The 20,319-nt window shown below is 61.9% G+C and carries 20 protein-coding genes; 10 read left to right on the forward strand and 10 right to left on the reverse strand.

Annotation, left to right across the window (positions count from 1 at the left end; translation table 11 throughout):
- The first annotated feature begins 155 nt into the window (after nucleotides 1-155).
- Together AC0L3L_RS13950 and AC0L3L_RS13955 are read left to right on the forward strand one after the other, a co-directional pair.
- Nucleotides 156-2,024, forward strand: coding sequence for a phospholipase D-like domain-containing protein (locus tag AC0L3L_RS13950; RefSeq protein WP_473638007.1), 1,869 nt, complete (start codon nucleotides 156-158; stop codon nucleotides 2,022-2,024).
- 126 nt (nucleotides 2,025-2,150) lie between these two features.
- The gene (locus AC0L3L_RS13955) at nucleotides 2,151-3,311 is read left to right on the forward strand and encodes an MFS transporter (protein WP_473529093.1); all 1,161 of its coding nucleotides are present in this window, start codon (nucleotides 2,151-2,153) and stop codon (nucleotides 3,309-3,311) included.
- Nucleotides 3,312-3,337: 26 nt separating this feature from the next.
- Here the strand turns inward: AC0L3L_RS13955 and AC0L3L_RS13960 are convergent, their stop codons facing one another.
- On the reverse strand, nucleotides 3,338-3,874 hold the full coding sequence (locus AC0L3L_RS13960; protein WP_473486580.1) for a hypothetical protein: 537 nt from the start codon (nucleotides 3,872-3,874) through the stop codon (nucleotides 3,338-3,340).
- A gap of 146 nt (nucleotides 3,875-4,020) precedes the next feature.
- Here AC0L3L_RS13960 and AC0L3L_RS13965 point away from each other — a divergent pair, with 146 nt between their 5' ends.
- From AC0L3L_RS13965 to AC0L3L_RS13980, 4 genes are all read left to right on the forward strand, one after another.
- On the forward strand, nucleotides 4,021-6,084 hold the full coding sequence (locus AC0L3L_RS13965; RefSeq protein ID WP_473638008.1) for a prolyl oligopeptidase family serine peptidase: 2,064 nt from the start codon (nucleotides 4,021-4,023) through the stop codon (nucleotides 6,082-6,084).
- 33 nt (nucleotides 6,085-6,117) lie between these two features.
- Entirely contained in the window at nucleotides 6,118-6,240 is a 123-nt protein-coding gene (locus tag AC0L3L_RS13970; protein ID WP_095494560.1) for a capsid protein, read from the forward strand.
- A gap of 72 nt (nucleotides 6,241-6,312) precedes the next feature.
- Nucleotides 6,313-7,692 (forward strand): aspartate aminotransferase family protein, encoded by a 1,380-nt coding sequence (locus AC0L3L_RS13975; protein ID WP_473638009.1) that lies wholly within the window; start codon nucleotides 6,313-6,315, stop codon nucleotides 7,690-7,692.
- Between the two features lie 47 nt (nucleotides 7,693-7,739).
- The gene (locus tag AC0L3L_RS13980; protein ID WP_473486577.1) at nucleotides 7,740-7,940 is read left to right on the forward strand and encodes a hypothetical protein; all 201 of its coding nucleotides are present in this window, start codon (nucleotides 7,740-7,742) and stop codon (nucleotides 7,938-7,940) included.
- Between the two features lie 107 nt (nucleotides 7,941-8,047).
- Here the strand turns inward: AC0L3L_RS13980 and AC0L3L_RS13985 are convergent, their stop codons facing one another.
- Nucleotides 8,048-8,494, reverse strand: coding sequence for a winged helix-turn-helix transcriptional regulator (locus AC0L3L_RS13985; protein WP_095494557.1), 447 nt, complete (start codon nucleotides 8,492-8,494; stop codon nucleotides 8,048-8,050).
- 144 nt (nucleotides 8,495-8,638) lie between these two features.
- On the opposite strand from AC0L3L_RS13985, the gene AC0L3L_RS13990 reads away from it, so the two are divergent.
- Entirely contained in the window at nucleotides 8,639-8,935 is a 297-nt protein-coding gene (locus AC0L3L_RS13990) for a YciI family protein (protein ID WP_473486576.1), read from the forward strand.
- 125 nt (nucleotides 8,936-9,060) lie between these two features.
- Here AC0L3L_RS13990 and AC0L3L_RS13995 read toward each other — a convergent pair whose 3' ends face one another.
- The 3 genes from AC0L3L_RS13995 to AC0L3L_RS14005 form a co-directional block, all read right to left on the reverse strand.
- Entirely contained in the window at nucleotides 9,061-11,085 is a 2,025-nt protein-coding gene (locus tag AC0L3L_RS13995) for an ABC transporter ATP-binding protein/permease (protein ID WP_473638010.1), read from the reverse strand.
- A 612-nt stretch (nucleotides 11,086-11,697) separates the two neighbouring features.
- Nucleotides 11,698-12,582 (reverse strand): 3-hydroxyisobutyrate dehydrogenase, encoded by an 885-nt coding sequence (mmsB, locus tag AC0L3L_RS14000; protein WP_473638011.1) that lies wholly within the window; start codon nucleotides 12,580-12,582, stop codon nucleotides 11,698-11,700.
- A gap of 22 nt (nucleotides 12,583-12,604) precedes the next feature.
- The gene (locus AC0L3L_RS14005; protein ID WP_473638012.1) at nucleotides 12,605-13,771 is read right to left on the reverse strand and encodes an isobutyryl-CoA dehydrogenase; all 1,167 of its coding nucleotides are present in this window, start codon (nucleotides 13,769-13,771) and stop codon (nucleotides 12,605-12,607) included.
- Nucleotides 13,772-13,923: 152 nt separating this feature from the next.
- Here AC0L3L_RS14005 and AC0L3L_RS14010 point away from each other — a divergent pair, with 152 nt between their 5' ends.
- Together AC0L3L_RS14010 and AC0L3L_RS14015 are read left to right on the forward strand one after the other, a co-directional pair.
- A complete protein-coding gene (locus AC0L3L_RS14010; protein ID WP_473638013.1) occupies nucleotides 13,924-14,538 on the forward strand; it encodes a dimethylsulfonioproprionate lyase family protein in 615 nt (204 codons plus the stop codon).
- Nucleotides 14,538-16,004, forward strand: coding sequence for a cobyric acid synthase (locus tag AC0L3L_RS14015; protein ID WP_473638014.1), 1,467 nt, complete (start codon nucleotides 14,538-14,540; stop codon nucleotides 16,002-16,004). Before AC0L3L_RS14010 ends, AC0L3L_RS14015 begins: the two co-directional genes overlap by 1 nt.
- Before the next feature lie 358 nt (nucleotides 16,005-16,362).
- Here the strand turns inward: AC0L3L_RS14015 and AC0L3L_RS14020 are convergent, their stop codons facing one another.
- From AC0L3L_RS14020 to AC0L3L_RS14035, 4 genes are all read right to left on the reverse strand, one after another.
- Nucleotides 16,363-16,782, reverse strand: a complete 420-nt coding sequence (locus tag AC0L3L_RS14020; RefSeq protein WP_473486569.1) for a VOC family protein — start codon at nucleotides 16,780-16,782, stop codon at nucleotides 16,363-16,365.
- 114 nt (nucleotides 16,783-16,896) lie between these two features.
- Complete coding sequence (locus AC0L3L_RS14025) at nucleotides 16,897-17,730, reverse strand: helix-turn-helix domain-containing protein (protein ID WP_473638015.1); 834 nt, start codon at nucleotides 17,728-17,730, stop codon at nucleotides 16,897-16,899.
- Between the two features lie 99 nt (nucleotides 17,731-17,829).
- The gene (locus AC0L3L_RS14030) at nucleotides 17,830-18,000 is read right to left on the reverse strand and encodes a hypothetical protein (RefSeq protein ID WP_084646958.1); all 171 of its coding nucleotides are present in this window, start codon (nucleotides 17,998-18,000) and stop codon (nucleotides 17,830-17,832) included.
- A gap of 51 nt (nucleotides 18,001-18,051) precedes the next feature.
- A complete protein-coding gene (locus AC0L3L_RS14035) occupies nucleotides 18,052-18,837 on the reverse strand; it encodes a TSUP family transporter (protein ID WP_473486630.1) in 786 nt (261 codons plus the stop codon).
- A 206-nt stretch (nucleotides 18,838-19,043) separates the two neighbouring features.
- Here AC0L3L_RS14035 and AC0L3L_RS14040 point away from each other — a divergent pair, with 206 nt between their 5' ends.
- Nucleotides 19,044-19,475: a tellurite resistance TerB family protein gene (locus tag AC0L3L_RS14040; RefSeq protein WP_123150746.1), complete on the forward strand. Its 432-nt coding sequence runs from the start codon at nucleotides 19,044-19,046 to the stop codon at nucleotides 19,473-19,475.
- A 92-nt stretch (nucleotides 19,476-19,567) separates the two neighbouring features.
- Here AC0L3L_RS14040 and AC0L3L_RS14045 read toward each other — a convergent pair whose 3' ends face one another.
- Nucleotides 19,568-20,311, reverse strand: coding sequence for a CPBP family intramembrane glutamic endopeptidase (locus AC0L3L_RS14045; protein WP_473638016.1), 744 nt, complete (start codon nucleotides 20,309-20,311; stop codon nucleotides 19,568-19,570).
- Between the last annotated feature and the right edge of the window lie 8 nt (nucleotides 20,312-20,319).

Raw genomic sequence — 20,319 nt, forward strand, 5'->3', positions numbered from 1 at the left:
CCGCCCCTCAGTTGGGACAAAGCGCTCCAACGCAGATCACTTTCAAGGTTGACGCGAAAATCGCTTTCTTCACGGACAACGAAACATGTCACGTTGCGATCACGTCATATTGAGTAAGTACATTGAATAAAACCGTGCTGAGGGAGACTATTTTCGTGTCGGATGTTGTCAGCGTGCGTGCAGCGACCAACAACGAAGTCGCCTTCATTGCCTGGGATATTGACGGAATGATCGACGGCTGTCTCGGCTTCGAAATCGTCCGCATCTATCCCGGCACCGGCGAGGAACGCTGTCTGGCGTCCTGGGTGCCTTTCAAAGGGCAACGGAACAGGGATTGGATTCCGCAGGATACCGGCGTCTGGCCGGTGCAGAAGACGTTCTGGCGCGATCTTACGGTGCGGCGGCGCCGCGACAGCCTCGAAATCAGGCCGGATGGCGAAATGGTCGCCTACCGGGTGCGTCCGGTCGGCGACATGCGCCCCGGCCTCGATCCGGTGCCGGTGCGCCCCGAGAAAGCCTATACCGGAGCGGCTCGGCCGCTCGGCTATCTCGGACAAGGTGCCGTCAGCCCGACCATCTTCCTGGGATCGATGTTCGGCAAGGCGAGGCTCGCCTTCACCAACGGCGTGCTCTCGACGCAATGGTTGTCGCGCGCCCTGGAAGATGCCGGCATCAAAGTCGGGCAGCGCGATAAGATCAGGGCCGAGCTTCAGCGTCCCGGCAGCAAGATGCGCGCCTATCTTCACGGCGAGGTTCCGGATGTGCTCACCAGCCTGATGAAACGGGCCAAGGCCGAGGGCGGCACTGTCAGGCTTGCCCTCTATGAACTTGGCGATGACGAGTTGTGCGACGCTATCATCGACGCCAAGGATCTCGTTGACGTCATTCTTTCGAATTCGGGCAGGGATGAACAAACGAAGGCGTGGGACGCGGGCAACGCGCCCTTCAGAAAGCGGCTGCGGGACGCCGGCGTCGTGCTGACCGATCGTCTGTTCAACAACAACCATATCGGCCACAACAAGTTTGCCGTCTACCGCGACGCCCAGGGCAACCCGCAAGCGGTGATGACTGGCAGCACCAATTGGACGTCGACGGGCATTTGCGGACAGTCCAACAACGCCTTCATCCGCGACGACCCTGCCATGGCCAAAGTGTTCGATGCCTATTGGGAGCGGATGAAGGCCGACGTGTTCCCGCCGCCGGCGAGCGATAGCGCCGCCGGACGTGTGGCGCAGAAGCAAGGCAAGCCGTTTCGCCTGAAGAATCGCACACCGAACCATGTCAATGGGACCACGATCTGGTTCTCGCCAAACGATCCCGACCGCAGCAAAAAGGACATCTCGGTGCGGCCTGTCGATCTCGAAGACGTTTTCGCACGGATCAAGGCGGCGAAGGAGGCGGTGCTCTTTCTCGTGTTCAATCCTTCGCGGCTTGGCAACAATTCGGTCGTCGATCAGGCGGTCGCGGCGGCGACGGCGAATCCAAAACTGATCGTGCAAGGCGCAATCAGCGATCACACCGCCATGCCCAACTATGTTGCCCCGACCAGGGATCCAGTCACCAACAGATCGAACAAGGACGGCAAATCGCCATTTGTCTTTCCGGAGAAGGTCTGGGAGGCGCCGAACGTCTCCATCGTCAGGGCGGCCAACCTGACGGGGACCTCCGTTGCGCGGGATTTCCAGGCGGAAGTGCTGACCGTCGGCCATGCGATCGTGCACGACAAGATCGTCATCATCGATCCGATGGCCGACAACGCGACCGTCATCGCCGGCAGCCACAACCTTGGCTACAAGGCGTCCTATGAAAACGACGAGAACATGGTGATTGTAGAAGGCGACAAGACGTTCGCTGCGGCCTTTGCGGTGCATATGCTCGACGTGTTCGACCACTACAAGTTCCGCGCCTGGCGCAGAACGATTGGAGAAGGACCGTCGGACAATGATGGGCTCTCCATCGACGACAAGTGGCTGAAGCCTTACGCGGAGGGCAGGAAGGGGGCGATTGCCCGGTATTTTCCGTAGTGGTCTGAATGGCGCCGGGGACTCTTGAACAAGTCATGCTCTGGCTGGCGCAAGCGGTTCTTGCCGCCGGTGCTTCCCGGCACGGCGCCGAAACGCTAATCGTGCAGGTTCTTATTGGTGCGGATCATGGACCTGGCGGAACAGAACAGCGGCGAGACGATGCAGTGGGCGGCGATCACCGGCGTGATCGCCACCGTTTCGGTGTTCGCCATCGCGCAAGGGCTGAGCTATCCGCTGCTGAGCTTCATCCTGCAGCGCCAGGGAGTCTCGCCGGCCATGATCGGCCTTTCGGCGGCAATGACGCCGGTCGGCTTTATCGTCTCGTCGCCGCTCATCCCGGCGCTGGCGCGCCGGTTCGGGGCAGGGCGCACGGCGCTCACCTGCGCAGCGCTTTCCGCGATCATGCTGGCGCTGATCGGCTGGACGCAAAATGTCTATCTCTGGTTTCCGCTGCGCTTCCTGATCGGCGTGGTGACCAATCCACTCTATGTGCTGAGCGAGATCTGGGTGATCGCGCTGGCGCCACCCTTGCGCCGCGGCCGCGTGATGGGGATCTATTCCACGGTCATTTCGGCTGGCTTCGCCGCCGGCCCGCTGTGCCTGCTTGCCGTCGGCACCGAAGGATGGCCGCCGTTTCTCGTCGGCATCGCCGCATTCGTTTTTTGCGGCGCCTGCCTGGCGCTGGTGCTGCGACGGCTGCCGAAGGTCGATGAGGCCGGGCACCGGGTTTCGGTCATGGGGTTCATGCCGATGGCATGGCTGCTGCTGTCGGCGGTCGTCGTGGCCGCCGGTTTCGAACAGGCGGTGCTGGCGCTGCTGCCGGTCTACGGAGCGCATTATGGCATCGCGGAAACCCGCATGTCGGCGCTGCTGTCGATGATGATCGCCGGCAACATCGCCATGCAGGTGCCGCTCGGCCTGCTGGCGGAACGGCTGACGGCGCGTCTGGTCCGATTTATCTGTGTATCGCTAACGCTGCTCGGATGCGTGCTGCTGCCGGTTCTCATCGAGACGCCGCTGATCTGGCCATGCGTCTTTATCTGGGGTGCAGTCTCCTACGGCATCTACACGATGTCGATCATCGAGCTTGGCGAGCGGTTCACCGGCTCGGCGCTGGTCGCCGGCAATGCCGCCTTCTCGCTGATGTGGGGCGTCGGCGGCATCGCCGTGCCGCCGCTGGCGGGCGGCGCCATGGATATTCTCGGTGCGGACGGCCTGCCGATCACGCTTGGCGCGATTTGCCTGGCGTTGGCGGTTGCCACGGTTTTGCGTCGGCGGACGGCGTGAGGCATCTATCGGCGCAGTGCAGTCGCTTAATTGCCCTGCCGTCTGAAAACAGCCCAGAGGTCACAGTCGGCATGATGTTCTTCGGGGTGCATTTCATGCAGCAAATCCCGAATTTCGGCCGCGCGATCAAAGTCATCTATCAGCCCGACACTGGAAAGTTCTGCATTTGCAAACACGTCGGGGAATCCGCCGCAATTGGTCAATGCGCTGATGCTGACGTCCTTGTCCAGCAACTCGTAGCCCATGAAGGCAAACCCGTCCCAATCAAGCGAGCGCACATCGACCGTTGGCCTCCGGATCACGCCAAGGATGTTGAGGTTGCCCGTATCGGCCAGTTCCGAAAGAAGGAAATCCAGGTCCAAGAAGAAATTGAGCATATTGTCTTCTTGAACAATATGCGGCCAGTGGCTCTCCTTGGTCTCTGGGAGCGCGAACGGGCACAGCATTCCGTCGAGCGTGACGACCTCGGTCAACTGGCTGAGGCCTGACCACTCGATGTAGTTCCTCCATTCGGTACCATCGGAAGGGCCAAATCTCTCAGTCGCGATGTAGAGACGTTGCATGAAGTTTCCCTTGCCGTCCGCACTGAAGGCTTGGCTATCGCAACTGCGGAGATCCGTCGATTTTACGTGTTCCAATTGAATGTTGATAGCGCCATGCCGATGTTTGCGGCACCGAACTTGACCAATTTATCGGAGACCATTTGACGATGTCGAACACAAAGACGCAGCCGAATTCGGCGGACGAAGATCCCTTTCTCTGGCTGGAGGACAGGACAGGCAAGCAAGCGCTCGACTGGGTTCACCGTCAGAACGAGGCTACAACAGGTGAATTGCAGGGCGATCCGTCCTACCAGGCCTACTTCCAAACCGCACTCGACCTGATGACCGCCGAAGACAACATTGCGGTCGGCTCCGCGCTCAACGGCCACGTCTATAATTTCTGGCAGGACAAGACCAATGTGCTCGGCCTCTGGCGGCGCACGACGGTCGCTTCCTACAAGACCGAGAAGCCGGATTGGGAGACGATCATCGACTTCGACAGTCTGTCCGCGAAAGAGGGCGTGAAATGGGTGTTCAGCGGCGCCAGCCGGCTTTACCCCGACTTCAGCCGCTGCCTGCTCAGCCTGTCGCCGGACGGCGGCGACGCCAGTGAGATGCGCGAATTCGACATCGACACCAAGTCCTTTGTCGAGGGCGGCTTTCGCGCGCCCGCCTCGAAGTCGGGCTTCAACTGGCTGGACAAGGACACGGTCATCGTCTCGGCTGCCTTCGAAGAGGACGAAAAAACCCAGTCCGGTTATCCGCGCGTGGTCAAGCTGTGGCAGCGCGGCACCAGGCTGGAGGATGCGACGCCGATCTTCGAGGCGCAGAAGCAGGATCTCGCCGCCGGCGGTTCCCTCGAATTCGACGGCGACAAGCGGCATCTGTTCCTGACCCGGACGCTCGACTTCTTTGCCTCGCACAGCTTTCTGCGTCGGCCTTCCGGCGAAAACAGGCGCATCCCGCTGCCGGACGACATCACCGACACGATGCTGTTCAGGGATCAGCTCGTCTTCGGGGTGCGCAGTCCGTGGACGGCGCCGGATGGCACGCTGTGCCGACCCGACGGCCTCTATTCGCTGGATTTCGCGCGCTGGATCGAAACCAATGCGCTGGGACCTGTCGAAACCGTGCTCGAACCGGCGGATCGTGTTTCGATCGCCGGCCTCGCCCGCACGCAAGACCGGTTGTTCATCAACCTGATGGACAATGTGCGCGGCAAGGTCGTCGCCTGCGACCGCAGCGGCAGCGGCTGGTCACTGGAGCCGGTAGCCTTACCTGAAAACGGCAATGTCGGCATCAGCCACGCCGAGCGTTTCGGCTCCAGCGTCTCCTTCTCCTTCACCGATTTCCTGACGCCGAGCTCGATCATCTGGTCGGATGACAATGCTGCGACGCTGACAACGGTGAAATCGCAGCCGGCGCGTTTCGATGCGTCGTCTCTTGTCTCGGAACAGTTCGAGGCACGCTCGAAAGACGGCACAGAGATCCCTTACTTCGTCGTCAGACGGCGCGATCAGAACGGGCCGGTGCCGACGCTGCTTTACGGCTATGGCGGCTTCGAAGTGCCGCTGTTGCCCGGCTATGCCGGCGTCCGCGGCCGGCTGTGGCTGGAAAAAGGCAATGCCTATGTGCAGGCCAATATCCGCGGCGGCGGCGAGTTCGGCCCGAACTGGCACCAGGCCGCGCTCAAGTCCAATCGCCAGAATGCCTTCGACGATTTTATAGCGGTCGCGCAAGACCTGGTGAAACGCGGTATCGCCACGCCGGCCACGCTCGGCATCCAGGGCGGCTCGAATGGCGGGCTGCTGACCGGCGTTTCGCTGACCCAGCATCCGGAGCTTTTCGGTGCGGTGATCATCGACGTGCCGCTGCTCGACATGCTGCGCTATACCGAGCTGCCGCCTGGAGCATCCTGGATGGCCGAGTATGGCGATCCAGCGAAGCCTGAAGAGGCCGAGTGGCTTGCCGCTTACTCGCCTTATCAGCATGTCGAGGCCGATGCTGCCTATCCGCCTGTGCTGCTGACCACCTCGACCGCCGACGACCGGGTCCATCCCGGCCATGCGCGCAAGATGGCCGGGCGGCTGCAGGCTGTCGGCCACACGAAGACGCTATTCTTCGAAGAGACCGAGGGCGGCCATGGCGGGCGCGGCGATCGCCGGCCGCAAGCGGCACAGGCGGCGATGAAGTATGTCTTCCTGCAACGGGCGCTGAACAGAACGGCTTGAACTGATCGCATCAGACCGCCTAAGGTGAAGCCCATGGCTCGGGTGAGGACATGTTGCGCATTTGGGGTGGCGGTGACGCCGTCGCCGCGCACGCTTCGCGCCGAGCTTTTGCGGCTTTGCGCCCGCATCGGCTATTCGCCGCCCGCCTTCCTCTGACGAATCCGCCCCCGCTGCAATTGCTGGATTGATCTGCAATTGCCGGATTGGTTCAAGAGGGAAAGATCAGACATGACCTACCAGAATTATTCGCTGAAGCAGCTTCAGCAGATCGATGCTGCGCATCACCTTCATCCGTTTACCGACCACAAGGAGATGCGCGAGGCCGGCTCACGCATCATCACCCACGCCAACGGACCGTTCATCTACGATTCCGAAGGGACGGAAATCCTCGACGGCATGGCCGGGCTGTGGTGCGTCAACATCGGTTACGGCCGCGATGAGCTGGCCGACGCGGCTTACGCCCAGATGAAGGAACTGCCTTACTACAACTCCTTCTTCAAATGCTCGACCCCGACGCCGGTGCTGCTGGCCAAAAAGCTGGCGGAACTGGCGCCGAAGCACGTCAACCAGGTGTTCTTCGGCTCGTCCGGTTCGGAGGCCAACGACACGGCGCTGCGCCTTGTCCGCCACTATTGGGCATTGGAAGGCAAGCCGGAGAAGAACCGCATCATCTCGCGCAAGACAGCCTATCATGGCTCGACCATCGCCGGTGCGTCGCTGGGCGGCATGGAGCCGATGCACAAGCAGCTCAACGGTGCGGTTCCCAACATCGTCCATGTGATGATGCCGTATGCCTACGAGCTGGCTCTGCCCGGCGAAAGCGATCATGATTTCGGCCTGCGCGCGGCCAAGGCCGTTGAGGACGCCATCCTCGAAGCCGGCGCCGACAAGGTCGCCGCCTTCATCGGCGAGCCGGTGATGGGGGCAGGCGGCGTGAAGATACCGCCGATGAGCTATTGGCCGGAAGTGCAGCGCATCTGCCGCAAATACGATGTCCTGCTGATGCTGGACGAGGTTATCACCGGCTATGGCCGCACCGGCGAGTGGTTCGCGGCTCAGACCTTCGGCATCGAGCCCGATACCATCACCACCGCCAAGGCTCTGACCTCCGGTTATCAGCCGCTGTCGGCGCTGCTGGTCGGCGACCGCATCGCCGCGACGCTGGTCGAGAAGGGCGGCGAGTTCAATCACGGCTATACTTATGCCGGCCACCCCGTGGCCTGCGCCGTGGCGCTGAAGAACCTCGAGATCATCGAGCGGGAAGGTTTGGTCGGTCGGGTCAAGAACGACACCGGACCCTATTTCGCCAAGGCGCTGCAGGAGCACATCGGCGGTCACGATCTGGTCGGCGAGGTGCGCTCGATCGGGCTGATGGGGGCGATCGAGATCATTAGGGACAGGGCGACCAAGGAGCGCTTCCTGCCGGCCGGGAGTGCGGCAGTGCTTGTCCGCGATCACGCAATTGTCCAAGGCATGATGCTGCGCGCCACCGGCGACACGATGATCCTGTCGCCGCCGTTGATCTGGACGCGTGAGACGATCGACATGGCCTGCGGCCGTATCGCCAAGGCGCTTGATCTGGCGCAAGCGGATTTGCGCAAGCAATAAGACAGAACGATCGCCGGGCGTCCTGCAACCGGACGCCCGGCGTTTGAATGCCGCATTCTGCCGAAGCTCGCCAGGCGAGGATCGGCCGTGAAGGCGGCAATCAGGTCTCCTACACCCTGAAATATTCGATGGTCATGGACGGCCACATCAATCTAGTACGCGCCGTGTCGGTCCTGCCCCAGGTCGCCTCCTTGTCCTACGACTACCAGCCGGAGGGGCCGGTCACCAAGGCCGCTACGAAGACATAGTGGCAGCGATCGCCGAGCAAATGATCGAGGACGTGGACAAGGTCTACATCGACTGCGCCGGTGGGGGCGTGTCCCAAGTGATCAGAAGGGCCGATAGGCCGCGCTACTTACTCGTTGGTTGTGGACTTGGGCATAACAATCTGAATGGGACGGGTGCCGATCGGCGCTCCGGTCGAACGGTCGATGCTAATCGGGTCGATTTCGGATCCTGTCTCTGCGTCAAAGAACCGGGTGAAATTGCCTCCACCGCGGTGCTTGCCTCCCCAAGCGACGAGTGAGAACAGCACTGGAAGCAGATCCTGACCAGCCTGCGTCAACACGTATTCATCGCGCGGCGGCCGCTCGGAGTATCGCCGTCTCTCCAGCAGCCCTTCCTCCGTCAGGGCTGCCAACCGGCTGGTCAGCATCGTCGGGGCTATACCGAGGCTCTTGCGGAATTCGTCGAAACGACTGAGCCCGGCATGCGCATCGCGCATGATCAGCATGCTCCATGCATCCCCTACCAAGGCAAGACTGCGAGCGATCAGACAGGGTTGGTTCGAAAGATCCTTCATGTTGATATCTTTTTGATAGTGATTTACTCCTAAAATGATAGTATCTGATCGCTCGTCGACGTTCCATCAAAAAATGAATGCGAAGGCCGGCGGCGACGCGATCGCCAAGGCAAGCAGGCAAATGGATTTAAATCGGAGCTCAAAATGAAGTGTTACCTGTGCAAGTATATTCCGCCGCGCACCGACTTTCTCGCGACCATGACTGACGAAGAGCGAGAGTGGATGAAGCAGCATGGAGCCTTTTTGGACGATCTGCTCGATCGTGGGCTGATCGTCGCACACGGCCCCGTAATGGATCCGAGTGGCGGCTATGGCGTGTCGCTGTACAGGATCGCCGATGATCAAAACATCCAGGCGATAACCTCAGAGGACCCCATCGTAAGAAATGGCGCCGGCCATTATGAGCATCATCCGATGCTTCATTTGAGCGTGCGTAGCTGACACTGCCATCGGCTTAAGCGCCGGCAGAGACGCCCAGGAACTTTTTTTCTTGGGCCACTTAGTCACAGTCCGCTCGACGCGACCTCTTCCTTGCTGCCTTTGTCACCAGGCCCGACCGGCGGACTTTACCTTTTTGTCTCGGGCAGCGCCGCTTTGCTCAAGGTCGTGCTGCGCTTCGGTACGGCGCGCTGGCGCCCCATAAGTCGCACAAGCAAGTTCCGTCTGCTCTTGCGCTGGACAAGATCGACATCGCTGACAAGCTTTGCGCCGCCCTCGCGCCGCTCCAAAGTGATCTTGCGGCTGTGGAAAGCCTCCAGCTCGGCGCGATGCGCGACGCTTATGATGGTGACCTTCGGCAATTCATGAATGATCACCTCCATCATCTTGTCCTGACTCTTTTCATCGAGTGCGGACGTTGCTTCATCCAGCACGATGATGTCGGGGCTGTGCAACAGAAGACGCGCGAAGGCGAGCCGCTGCTTTTCGCCACCCGACAAGGTCTGGTCCCATGGCGCGTCGTCCTCGATCTTGTCGTTCAGATAATCGAGTCCGACCTTGTCGAGGGCAGCCTTGATCCTGTCCAGCGTCCAGCGATCGGCGGCGCCTGGATAGGCGACTGCCCGGCGAAGCGTCCCGGTGGGGATATAGGGCCGTTGCGGCAACATGAACAGCCGTCTGTCGGCGTGGATGTTGACGCTGCCGCCACCCCACGGCCACAGACCTGCGATGGCCCGCACCAACGTGCTCTTGCCTGAGCCGGATTCGCCAGCGACGAGCACCCGCTCGCCTGGTTCGATCACGACCTTGGTTTCCTTGACCACAGCGGTGCCGTCGTCAAGCGACACGGACAGATTGTTCAGGCTGAGCATCGCATCGCCTGCAGTTTCGCCGCGCTTTATGCGTCCCAGGGTGTTGCTCTGTTCAGCGCGCTCGAGCCCATCGAGCGACATCATCAGCGAGGCGATGCGCCGTGCACAGGCGTTCCAATCGGCGAGACGGGGGTAGTTGTCGACCAGCCATCCGAACGCGCCCTGCACGATGGCAAAGGCAGAGGCAGCCTGCATTACCTGTCCAAGTGTCATGCTGCCTTCGAGAAACTTTGGAGCGCAAAGCAAAACCGGCACGACAGGCGCAAACAGACCCGCCCCCTGCGACACCAGCGCTGTGCGCATATGCTGACCTGTAAGGAGCGCCCATTGCCTGAGCACATGGGCGAACGTCCTGTCGATGCCGCTACGCTCCTCCTCCTCGCCGCCGAGCAATGCGATACTCTCGCCGTTTTCCCGCACGCGCGTCAGCGTGTAGCGGAATTCGGCTTCCGCCTGATTTTTTTCCTCGGAGAGGCGGACGAAATGGCGGCCAATGACCGCCATCGAGGTGGATGTGATCGCGGCATACAATACCGCGGTGATCACGAGAAAGCCGGGAATGGTCATCGTCGAACCTGCGATCGTCAGGGTCAGGGCCCCGCCGATCGTCCAGAGCACCACAATGAAGGTCGAGGCCGACAGAAACGCGTTGATGACACCGGCGATGAAGTCGACCGGGGATTCGGTGGCAATCCGCAAATCATCCGTGATGCGGGCTTCGGGGTTCTGGTGGTCGCCGCCGACGAGGTTCAACTGAAAGTAGCGGCCGCTTGCAAGCCAACGCGCGATCACCGCGGTGGTGAGCCATGAACGCCAGCGGCGCTGAATCGTCATGCGAAGGAAGACTTGTGCAACGACAAGGCTTCCGCTTCCGAGCACGAGCGGCACGAAAACGGCGCTCAGGATATAGACGGTGCGAGCATTACGTTGCTCAAGAGCGTCGAAAATTGCGCGATTCCAGACATTGATCCCATACTGGAAGCCGACATTGATGATGATCAGGACCAAGAGCCCGATCGTGAACGGCCATGCGAGCCTATCGCCTCCGCGGCTCCAATAGCCGCGCGCGCTGATCCAGAAACGCCTCAGCAAATATCTCTTGCGCGCCTGGTCGGCCTCCTCTGGGGTCAGCTCCGAATCGGGTTCGACGAGATTCAGCGGCGGTGGGGCCTTGCCGACCACCTCAGACGCGACTTCGACAGTCGATTGCTTCTCCTCGCGCGACTTCTCGGCATCGCGCGATTTGGAGACCGATTTCGGCTTGAATTTAGCCTCGGACATACCGGCGATAACGGCTTAGAAATCAGAAGGTTTCATGATGTTCGATCCAATGAGCTTCAGGAGCTAGGTCATCTCAGATCGTGCTCACGGCGGCGGGGGATTCGATCGCGAGGCCATGGAACGAACATGACGAGCGACCGGACCCCTCGCGCTGGGGAGCACTGGAGCGGCCACCTGTGGGTCGACGTAGCTCAGGACCGCCGCTACGCGGCCGACGATCGTCTGGAGGCGCGCCAGGGCGATCGTCTCACTGTGTCCTTGAAGAATGCGAAACGCAAAAACCGCGCTCCATCGGGAACGCGGCTTTGCCAGATACGCATGGCGCTTCGCTAACGGAACACTTGCGAAACTTACGGGCTCCGGTACGCGAGACCTGATCCGGAGCGCCGGGCGGATGCGATATGCCGCCTCGCATTCCGTTTTACAGGCACATCGTTACCGGGGGGTTATCGAGAGTTTAAGCAAATCTAAATTTGCGGTGTTTCTTTTGCCGGGAAATCGAAAAGCCCGTCGAGTTCGAGGCTTAAAGCGCGTCGGGTCTGAAGGGACTCAATGCAAAACCGCTGCGCACCCTCGGGTCAAGCCCGAGGGCAAGCTTTTGGGCGACATGCATTAGGCCGGGGTACCGCGCAGGAAATTTATGATGCCGGAAAAATCGGCACTGGCATGTCCCTGCGCGTTGAACAGCGCATAAAGCTGGGCGGCCTCGGCGCCCAGCGGCGTCACCGCGCCGGCACTTTGCGCTGCTTCCTGCGACAGTTTCAGGTCCTTCAACATCAGCGCTGCGGCAAAGCCCGGCCTGTAGCCATTGTTGGCCGGCGATGTCGGCACTGGGCCAGGCACCGGGCAGTAGGTGGTCAGCGACCAGCATTGGCCGGAGGAAGTCGAGGCGACGTCGAACAGCGCCTGATGCGACAGGCCGAGTTTTTCCGCCAGAACGAAGGCTTCTGCGACGCCGATCATAGAAATGCCGAGGATCATGTTGTTGCAGATCTTTGCCGCCTGTCCGGCGCCGTCATCGCCGCAATGGACGATACGGCCGGCCATTGGCTTGAGGATTGGCTCGGCTTTGGCGAAGGCGTCCTTCGAGCCACCGGCCATGAAGGTCAGCGTGCCGGCGGTGGCGCCGCCGGTGCCGCCGGAAACCGGCGCGTCGATCGACAGAAGCTCATGTCTTGCGGCAATAGCGTGGGCTTTTCGTGCCGATTCGACGTCGATGGTCGAGGAATCGATGAACAGCGCGCCTTTTTTCGCCTTGGGCGCGATGTCTTCGTAGACCGACAGGACGTGCTTGCCGGCCGGCAGCATGGTGATGACCACGTCGGCCCCCTTCACCGCGGCAACGGCATTGGCCATGATGACGACGCCATGATCCTTGGCTATGACGAGATTTTCCGGCAACAAGTCGAAGCCATGCACGGCATGGCCAGCCTTGACGAGGTTGGCGGCCATCGGATTGCCCATATTGCCGAGGCCGATGAAGGCGATGGTGGTCATCGTTTTTCTCCCGGTTTTGTCGTCAACGGCCGATCAGGGCGCGTGCGATGATGACGCGCATGATCTCGTTGGTGCCTTCGAGAATCTGGTGGACGCGCAAATCCCGGACCAGTTTCTCGATGCCGTAATCATGCAAATAGCCGTAGCCGCCATGCAGTTGCAGGGCGTCATTGGCGACGTTGAAGCCGATGTCGGTGACGAAGCGCTTGGCCATCGCCGACCATTTCGAGGCATCCGGTGCCTTGCGGTCGAGCTTCGAGGCGGCGGCGTAGAGGAAGATGCGTGCTGCCTGCAGCTCGGTCTCCATGTCGGCGAGCTTGAATTGCAGCGCCTGGAACTGGTTGATCTTGGAGCCGAAGGCCTTGCGCTCGGCCGTGTAGGACAGCGCCTTGTCGAGCGCCGATTGCGCGCCGCCCAGCGAACAGGCGGCGATGTTGAGCCGGCCTCCGTCGAGCCCGGCCATGGCGATGCCGAAGCCGGCGCCTTCGACCGAGAGCAGGTTTTGCGCCGGCACCTTGCAGTCCTCGAAGACGACCTGGCGGGTCGACTGCATGTGCCAGCCCATCTTGTGCTCGTTGGCGCCGAAGGACAGGCCGGGCGCATCCTTCGGCACGATGAAGGTGGAAATGCCCTTCGGTCCGTCGGCGCCGGTGCGCGCCATGACGATGTAGATGTCGCTGTCGCCGGCGCCCGAGATGAACTGCTTGACGCCGTTCAGCACATAGTCGCCGCCGCCCTTCACCGCGCGCGTCTTCAGCGCCGCCGCATCCGATCCAGAGCCCGGCTCGGTCAGGCAATAGCTGGCCAGCCATTCCATCGAGGTCAGCTTCGGTAGGAAGCGCTGGCGCTGCTCGTCGCTGCCGAAGCGATCGATCATCGACGCCACCATGTTGTGGATCGAGATGAAGGAGGAAAAGGCCGGATCGGCGCGCGAAAGCGCCTCGAAGATCAGCACGGCGTCGAGCCGGCCGAGCGCCGAACCGCCGACATCGTCACTGACATAGATGCCGCCAAGGCCGAGCGGCCCCGTCTCGCGGATCACGTCGGCCGGAAAATGCTTGTTGCGGTCCCAGTCGAGCGCATTCGGCGCGACGCGATCAGCGGCGAAGGCCTCGGCCATCTCCTGGATGGCGCGCTGGTCCTCGTTGAGCTCGAATTGGCTGGTGCCCGCATCGACAGCGGCGTCCATGGCGTGCTCCCTGATGTTTCCGGCCTGCTGGCCTGTCGTTTTTGGCTTTGCGCGCCGCTCAATCTAGACCAATGATGCCGCCGCGCAAGCCGACCATCTCCATCCAACCATCTGGGGAGCGGCTGTATGCGAATGCGTGTTTGGAGCAATGCGTGACGACAAATTTCGATCAACTGCTCGAACGTTTCCATGCCACTCTCGAAACGTTTGATGATGCGCTGGTGCGCGATGCCGTCGCCCGGATTGGCTGGGTCATGCCGATGCGTCGGCTCGAGCCGCATCCGCTCACCTGTCTGCGCCAGCTCGACCGTATCGTCGAGCTCGCTCCGGCAGGCGCCAGGCCGCTGGTCGAACTGCTTGCGGAGCGTCGCGGCGATCTGCACTGGGGGCAGACCTACAGCGAGGCGGATTTCGGCAAGATGTTCATCGACAACTACGGCTGGCTGGAAGTATTTGGCACGCGCGGCCATTTCGTCAACGACGAGGTTGCGGCCGGCCTGCTGATCCTCGGGCCTGATATCGTCTATCCCGACCATCATCACGTCGCCGAGGAGATCTACATTCCGCTGACCGGCGGCACCGAATGGCGCATGGGCGAAGGCAGCTTTCGCAGGCGCGAGGCAGGTGAGGTGATCCACCATGCCTCCGACGTCAGCCACGCCATGCGCACCGGCAAGGAGCCGCTGCTGGCGCTCTACATCTGGCGCGGCGGGCCGCTGGCGGCCAAGTCGACGATCACCGGAACGACGACGCGGGGCAAGGACTGATGGCCAAGGCGATCATGCTGCAAGGCACGGGCTCCGATGTCGGCAAGACGGTGCTGGTCGCGGGGCTGTGCCGCGCGGCCAGGAAACGTGGGCTGAAAGTGCGGCCGTTCAAGCCGCAGAACATGTCGAACAATGCCGCCGTCGCCGACATTCCGGGCGTCGGCGCCGGCGAGATCGGCCGCGCCCAATGGCTGCAGGCGATCGCCTGTGGCGTTGCGCCTTCCATCCACATGAATCCGGTGCTGCTCAAGCCGCAGACCGATGTCGGCGCGCAAGTGGTGGTGCAGGGCAAGGTGTTCGGCGAGGCGCGGGCACGCGACTACCAAGCGCTGAAGGGCCGGCTGATGGACGCCGTGCTAGACTCCTGGGCGAAGGTCGGCGAGGGCGCCGATCTCGTCATCGTCGAGGGCGCCGGCTCGCCGGCCGAGATCAATCTCAGAAGCCGAGACATTGCCAATATGGGCTTTGCCACGCGCGCCAATGTGCCAGTGATCCTCGTCGGCGACATCGATCGTGGCGGCGTCATCGCCTCGGTCGCCGGCACGCATCTGATCCTGCCGGAAGAGGACCGGCGCATGATCGTCGGCTATCTCATCAACAAGTTCCGCGGCGATGTCTCGCTGTTCGATGACGGCATCAAGGCGATCGAGACATTCACCGGCTGGCGCTGTTTTGGCGTTGTGCCGTGGCTGAAGGCGGCGGCGCGGTTGCCATCTGAAGATTCGGTGGTGCTCGAACGCCTGGCTTCCGGCGAGAAGCGCGCGCTGAAGGTCGCCGTGCCGGTGCTTTCGCGCATTGCCAATTTCGACGATCTCGACCCGCTCAAGGCCGAGCCTCAAGTCGAGGTGGTGTTCGTTCCGCCCGGCCAGCACTTGCCAGAGGATGCCGGGCTGGTGGTCATGCCCGGCTCGAAGTCGACGATCGGCGATCTCCTGAGATTTCGCGACAATGGCTGGGACCACGACCTTGTCGCCCACCGCAAGCGCGGCGGCCACGTCGTCGGCATCTGTGGCGGCTTCCAGATGCTCGGCCGTGTCGTGCGCGATCCCGACGGCATCGAGGGCAGCGTTACCGAGACGGAAGGGCTCGGCCTGCTCGACGTCGAAACGGTGATGGAGCCGGAAAAGACGGTGCGCAATGTCAGCGCGCGCTCGCTGCAGTTCGACCTGCCGCTCGAAGGCTATGAGATCCATCTCGGCCGCACCACCGGTCCCGACACGCTGCGGCCGTCCACCGTCATCAACGGCGCCGCTGACGGCGCTGTCTCAGTCGACGGAAAGGTGTCGGGCACCTATCTGCACGGGCTGTTTTCCGCTGACGCTTTTCGGGCGAAATTCCTGGAAAACCTTGGCGTCAAAGGCGGCGGCATCGACTATCGCGCCGAGGTCGAACGGGCACTGGACGAGGTCGCAGCCGAACTGGAGACCCACCTCGACTGCGACGCCATCTTTGGTCTGGCGCGGTAGCTCCTCGGCGCGCAGAAGTTTTGACAGGTCAGATGTTACGTTGACGAACCGCATGCCCTGGCGGATCCTGCCGTTACCTGCGGTGCGGGACCTTTCGGAACGCTGGAGGGACAGTATCCCCTCTGCGAAGGAACTCGACGGAGGGTGCTCGGTTCTGGGTCGCCGCGCCTTGCGAGGTTGTCATGGCAGGATCCCAGGGTCTCCGCGACGGAGCTTCGCTCCTGCTTCGCCCGGGGATGACGAAGTTGGGGAGGCTTCGACCAATCCCGAATGTTTATGATAATTGACCGAAACGAACGGTGAAACCTTGGCCGCCACAGGCCCTCAACCGTCACATTCCCTGTGCAGCGTTACCAGTTCACGCTTTTTCACCGGCCTTCGGCCAATAGGTGCCGAACGACCAGGCATTGCCTTCCGGATCGCGGCAGATGAACTCGCGGCTGCCATAATCGCGGTCGGTGAGTTCTTCCAGTATTTCGGCGCCGGCCTTTTTTGCTCTGGCATAAGCGGCATCGGCATCGTCGACGGCAACATAGATCGATCTGCCGCCACCCGGGCCCGGTGCACCGATCATCTGGCCAAACTTGTCGTCGCGTGCAGTGCCCAGCATGATCATCGAGGAGCCGAAAGTCAGTTCGGCGTGATGGACAATGTCGCCTTCGCCGTAGCGGGCATGAACGGCAAAGCCGAAGGCTTCACCCAGCCAGTCGATCATTTTCGCGGCATTGCGGTAGCGCAAGGTGGGATAGAGCCTGGGCGGTTCGACTGACATGGTCATGGCGATCTCCTTCAATTGGATTGTCGATAACCCAGTCTGGGCGAAAGCTGTTCGCACGTCTTGAAGAAATGTTACCCGTGCGCCCACTGGGCGTGGCAAGGGGCGTTTCAGAACCTATGGCCGGGCGGCAAGCGTCGTCGGCGTTTCGCCGGCAAGGTCGCGGAATTCGCGCACCAGATGCGCCTGGTCGGCATAGCCGCAATCGGCGGCGATATCAGCCCAATCGGATTTGTCCTGCCTTGACAGGCCGAGCGCCCGGTTGAAGCGGACGATGCGCGACAGCGTCTTGGGGCCGACGCCGATCGCATTGGAGAATTTTCCCGAGAGATGCTTGCGGCTCCAGCCCAGCCTGTCGGCGAGCGATGCGACGCGAATGCGGCCACCTGAGACGATGATCCTGTCATAGGCCCAGGCGATTTCGGCCGGCGTTTCCCGGGCCTCAGTCAGCCGTGCGGCGACGAACGTCTCGGCGATGGCGAAGCGTGCGGTCCAGTCGCTCGCATTACCAAGTCTTTCGCGCAGCGCGATCCCTTCGGGGCCAAGCACATCGTCGAGGCCGACCATGCGATCGGTCAGTTCGCTCATCGGAAGGCCGAAGAAGCGTCGGGCGCCGAGCGGCGTGAAATTGACCTGGACGCAGCAGGCGCCGCCGAAGGATTCGATCACCACCGGACCGGCATAGAGGCCGGCGGCGAAACTGGCGAAGCGGTCATTGTTGCCTGGATTCTTGCCGAGCCCGATTGCGAAGGGTTCGGCAAAGCTGATGACCAGCGGCACGGTCAGCGATGCATATTCGACGTTGCGGAAGCGGCCGGGCGCGGTTTCACGATAACCGCAGATGTCGGTGACGGAGCCGTGGAGCCGAGGGCCGGGCGCACGCCGCACCATCTCGAACCGGTCGAGGCCGGGAATTTCATGGCGGCTTCCGTCTTCGCTCTCGGCGGGCATGAGCTTTCCTTCCGCCCAAGGAGTCTAGCAGACCAGTCCTCAGAATCAAAAGCGCCCCGCGTGTGGCCGGGCGCTCCGAGTTGCCTGAGGTCTGAGTGCTTAAGCGCCGCGAACCAGGCAGCCGCCAGCAAGCACGATATAAGCGATGAGGACGATCCACACCGCGGCCAGAGGAATGAATGCAAGAACGCCGAGAGCGGCGAGCAGGCCGATGAGGGCGATAACAAGGGATATGATAAAAATAAGCTGCGTAGGCGCACTGAGATTCATGCGTGGCTCCTCCAACATGATTCGTACAACCGCATAGTATCAGTCGCGTCGTCACACACCAATCAGCGTGCGCAGCGGGTTCGCCGGATCGGCCAGCAGTTTGCTGGCCAGTGCCAGGCAGACGATCACCAGCAGCGGTTTGATCAGTTTTGCGCCATTGCGGATGGCGAGGCTGGCGCCGACACGGGCGCCGAGAAACTGGGCGACACCCATCATCAGGCCGATCTTCCAGTAGACGACCCCGGCAGCAGCGAAGACGATGAAGCCGCCGATGTTGGAGGCAAAGTTGAGCAGCTTGGTATGCGCCGTCGCCTTGAGCACGCCGTAGCCGGCCAGGGTGACGAAGGCCAGCATGTAGAAGGAACCGGCCCCCGGCCCGAACAGGCCGTCATAGAAGCCGACAATCGGCACCAGGATCAGCCCGAACAGGAACGGCGACAGGCGCCGGGCGCGGTCGACGTCGCCCATGTTTGGCTTGAGGGCGAAGAAAAGCGCGATGGCGATCAGCAGGATCGGCAGAAGAGCCCGCAACAGGTCGCCCGGCACGAATGTCGCTAGCAAGGCGCCGAGAGCACTGCCGGCAAGCGCCAACAGGGCCGAAGGCAATTGCCGGCGCAAATCGACATGGCCCTTGGCGGCGTAGTGGATGGTCGCCGACCCCGAGCCGAACATGCCCTGCAGCTTGTTGGTCCCCAGCGCCTCGACCGGCGAGAAGCCCGCCAGCAGCAGTGCTGGAATGGTGATCAAGCCGCCGCCGCCGGCAATCGAATCGACGAAGCCGGCAGCGAAGGCGGCGACGCCGAGGATGACGACGGTCTGGGTGGCGAGATCGAACATCGGATGGTTGCGGGAAGGGCTTCTGGCCAGCGGGAAGATGTGGGCGTTCGAACCACAGCCGACCCGTTTGCGCAAGGCCGATTCCGCGCTACCTATGCCAAGCGCGCCGCGACGCGCTTGGCTCTTTTGTTTTATGCATGTCGTTATCTCAAAACCGCTGCGCACTTTTGAGCGACATGCATTTGACGAATCGGAAAGGGACGCTGATGTCATTCGCTTTGCTGGACCAGATACGCTCGATCTTCGAAGGCGACCCCGGCGTGCGCAAGGTCGCGGACGATCCTGTACTGTCGGCGGAACTGCTCATGCTGTTTCGCATGATCCTGGCCGATGGGTCGGTCAGCGAAAGCGAAATGACCGCCTTCAGGCGTATCTGCCGGGACGCCTTCGGCATTCCCGAAACCAGCATCGACAGCGTCATCGAATATCTCAACGAATTCGGCTACGAGACCAACAGCTCGCAAGCCATCGCTCAGTTCCGCGACCTCGACATCGAACGGCGCAAGCTGCTCGCCCGCCACATGGCCGAGATCGCCAAGGCCGATTCGCAACTTGCCGGGAGCGAGATGCAGCTCTTGCGGCGCACGCTCGACCTGCTCGAAATCAGCCCTGCCGATGTGGTGAAGCCGCAAGGCTGAGGCATCGTGTGATAACGATTTGATGGGCCATGGAAGCGTCGCCGCCCCTTGGAGGCGAGTCGGGTCGTAACCGATTGCGAGAGCAGCGCCGCTTAGGCGAGCCCGAATGCTAGGACCAGGAAGCCCATCGCCCCGAACCCGGCATGGATAACGATCCCGGCCCATGTACTGCGACGCCGCTGGACAACGTAGGGCAGGAGCAACGTGATCGGCACGAGCGTCAACAGGACTTGCCAAGGGAAGGCAGCGTGGAACAGTAACCACATTATCCCGTTGACCAGCCAAGCCCACCCCCCGAAGGCAACCTCTTGCCGCGGCAGTGCGACACCCCGCCAGACAAACTCTTCCCCAGCGATGTTCAGTACAAAAAACGGCAGCCACGCGCCGAGAATCCAGTACCGCCCAGGACCAAGCGGCTCGAAAGCCATGAACGAGGGATGAAGAGTCTTCCCGTCTTGCAGCATCCGGAGCGCCGCGCCGATGCCGCCGGTCAGCACGCTGACAGCCACCAGCCCTCCAATAGCCCAGAGCCAGTCGCCGCCATTCATAGTGCGAAGCCACAGCCGCGCGCCCAACGACACCAGCCTTCCTTGTCTCCGCTCTCGATGCAATAGCAGGGCAGCCGTGAGAAGCAGGGGGCCAAAAAGAATGATGCTTGCGGCCAAGAACCACATCACCACAGTCTCAGCCCCGCTAGCGGAGACGAACGTTGGGACGGCTATCCGCGTTACCAGGAACAGCAGCAGAGCACCCGCCCCGAACAGCGCAGCAGAGCCGCCCAGGCCCAGTGGAGGAGGCTCAGGCCCTTCGCGCGTTTCAGAACTGTTGGCTGTCAATAGCCATT

The sequence above is a fragment of the Mesorhizobium sp. WSM4849 genome, assembly GCF_055811385.1.

Coding starts and splice junctions, on each gene's coding strand:
- AC0L3L_RS13955 (WP_473529093.1), top strand. CDS start 2,151: ATGGACCTGGCGGAACAGAACAGCGGCGAGACGATGCAGTGGGCGGCG.
- AC0L3L_RS13960 (WP_473486580.1), bottom strand. CDS start 3,874: ATGCAACGTCTCTACATCGCGACTGAGAGATTTGGCCCTTCCGATGGT.
- AC0L3L_RS13965 (WP_473638008.1), top strand. CDS start 4,021: ATGTCGAACACAAAGACGCAGCCGAATTCGGCGGACGAAGATCCCTTT.
- AC0L3L_RS13970 (WP_095494560.1), top strand. CDS start 6,118: ATGGCTCGGGTGAGGACATGTTGCGCATTTGGGGTGGCGGTGACGCCG.
- AC0L3L_RS13975 (WP_473638009.1), top strand. CDS start 6,313: ATGACCTACCAGAATTATTCGCTGAAGCAGCTTCAGCAGATCGATGCT.
- AC0L3L_RS13980 (WP_473486577.1), top strand. CDS start 7,740: ATGCCGCATTCTGCCGAAGCTCGCCAGGCGAGGATCGGCCGTGAAGGC.
- AC0L3L_RS13985 (WP_095494557.1), bottom strand. CDS start 8,494: ATGAAGGATCTTTCGAACCAACCCTGTCTGATCGCTCGCAGTCTTGCC.
- AC0L3L_RS13990 (WP_473486576.1), top strand. CDS start 8,639: ATGAAGTGTTACCTGTGCAAGTATATTCCGCCGCGCACCGACTTTCTC.
- AC0L3L_RS13995 (WP_473638010.1), bottom strand. CDS start 11,085: ATGTCCGAGGCTAAATTCAAGCCGAAATCGGTCTCCAAATCGCGCGAT.
- mmsB (WP_473638011.1), bottom strand. CDS start 12,582: ATGACCACCATCGCCTTCATCGGCCTCGGCAATATGGGCAATCCGATG.
- AC0L3L_RS14005 (WP_473638012.1), bottom strand. CDS start 13,771: ATGGACGCCGCTGTCGATGCGGGCACCAGCCAATTCGAGCTCAACGAG.
- AC0L3L_RS14015 (WP_473638014.1), top strand. CDS start 14,538: ATGGCCAAGGCGATCATGCTGCAAGGCACGGGCTCCGATGTCGGCAAG.
- AC0L3L_RS14020 (WP_473486569.1), bottom strand. CDS start 16,782: ATGACCATGTCAGTCGAACCGCCCAGGCTCTATCCCACCTTGCGCTAC.
- AC0L3L_RS14025 (WP_473638015.1), bottom strand. CDS start 17,730: ATGCCCGCCGAGAGCGAAGACGGAAGCCGCCATGAAATTCCCGGCCTC.
- AC0L3L_RS14030 (WP_084646958.1), bottom strand. CDS start 18,000: ATGAATCTCAGTGCGCCTACGCAGCTTATTTTTATCATATCCCTTGTT.
- AC0L3L_RS14035 (WP_473486630.1), bottom strand. CDS start 18,837: ATGTTCGATCTCGCCACCCAGACCGTCGTCATCCTCGGCGTCGCCGCC.
- AC0L3L_RS14040 (WP_123150746.1), top strand. CDS start 19,044: ATGTCATTCGCTTTGCTGGACCAGATACGCTCGATCTTCGAAGGCGAC.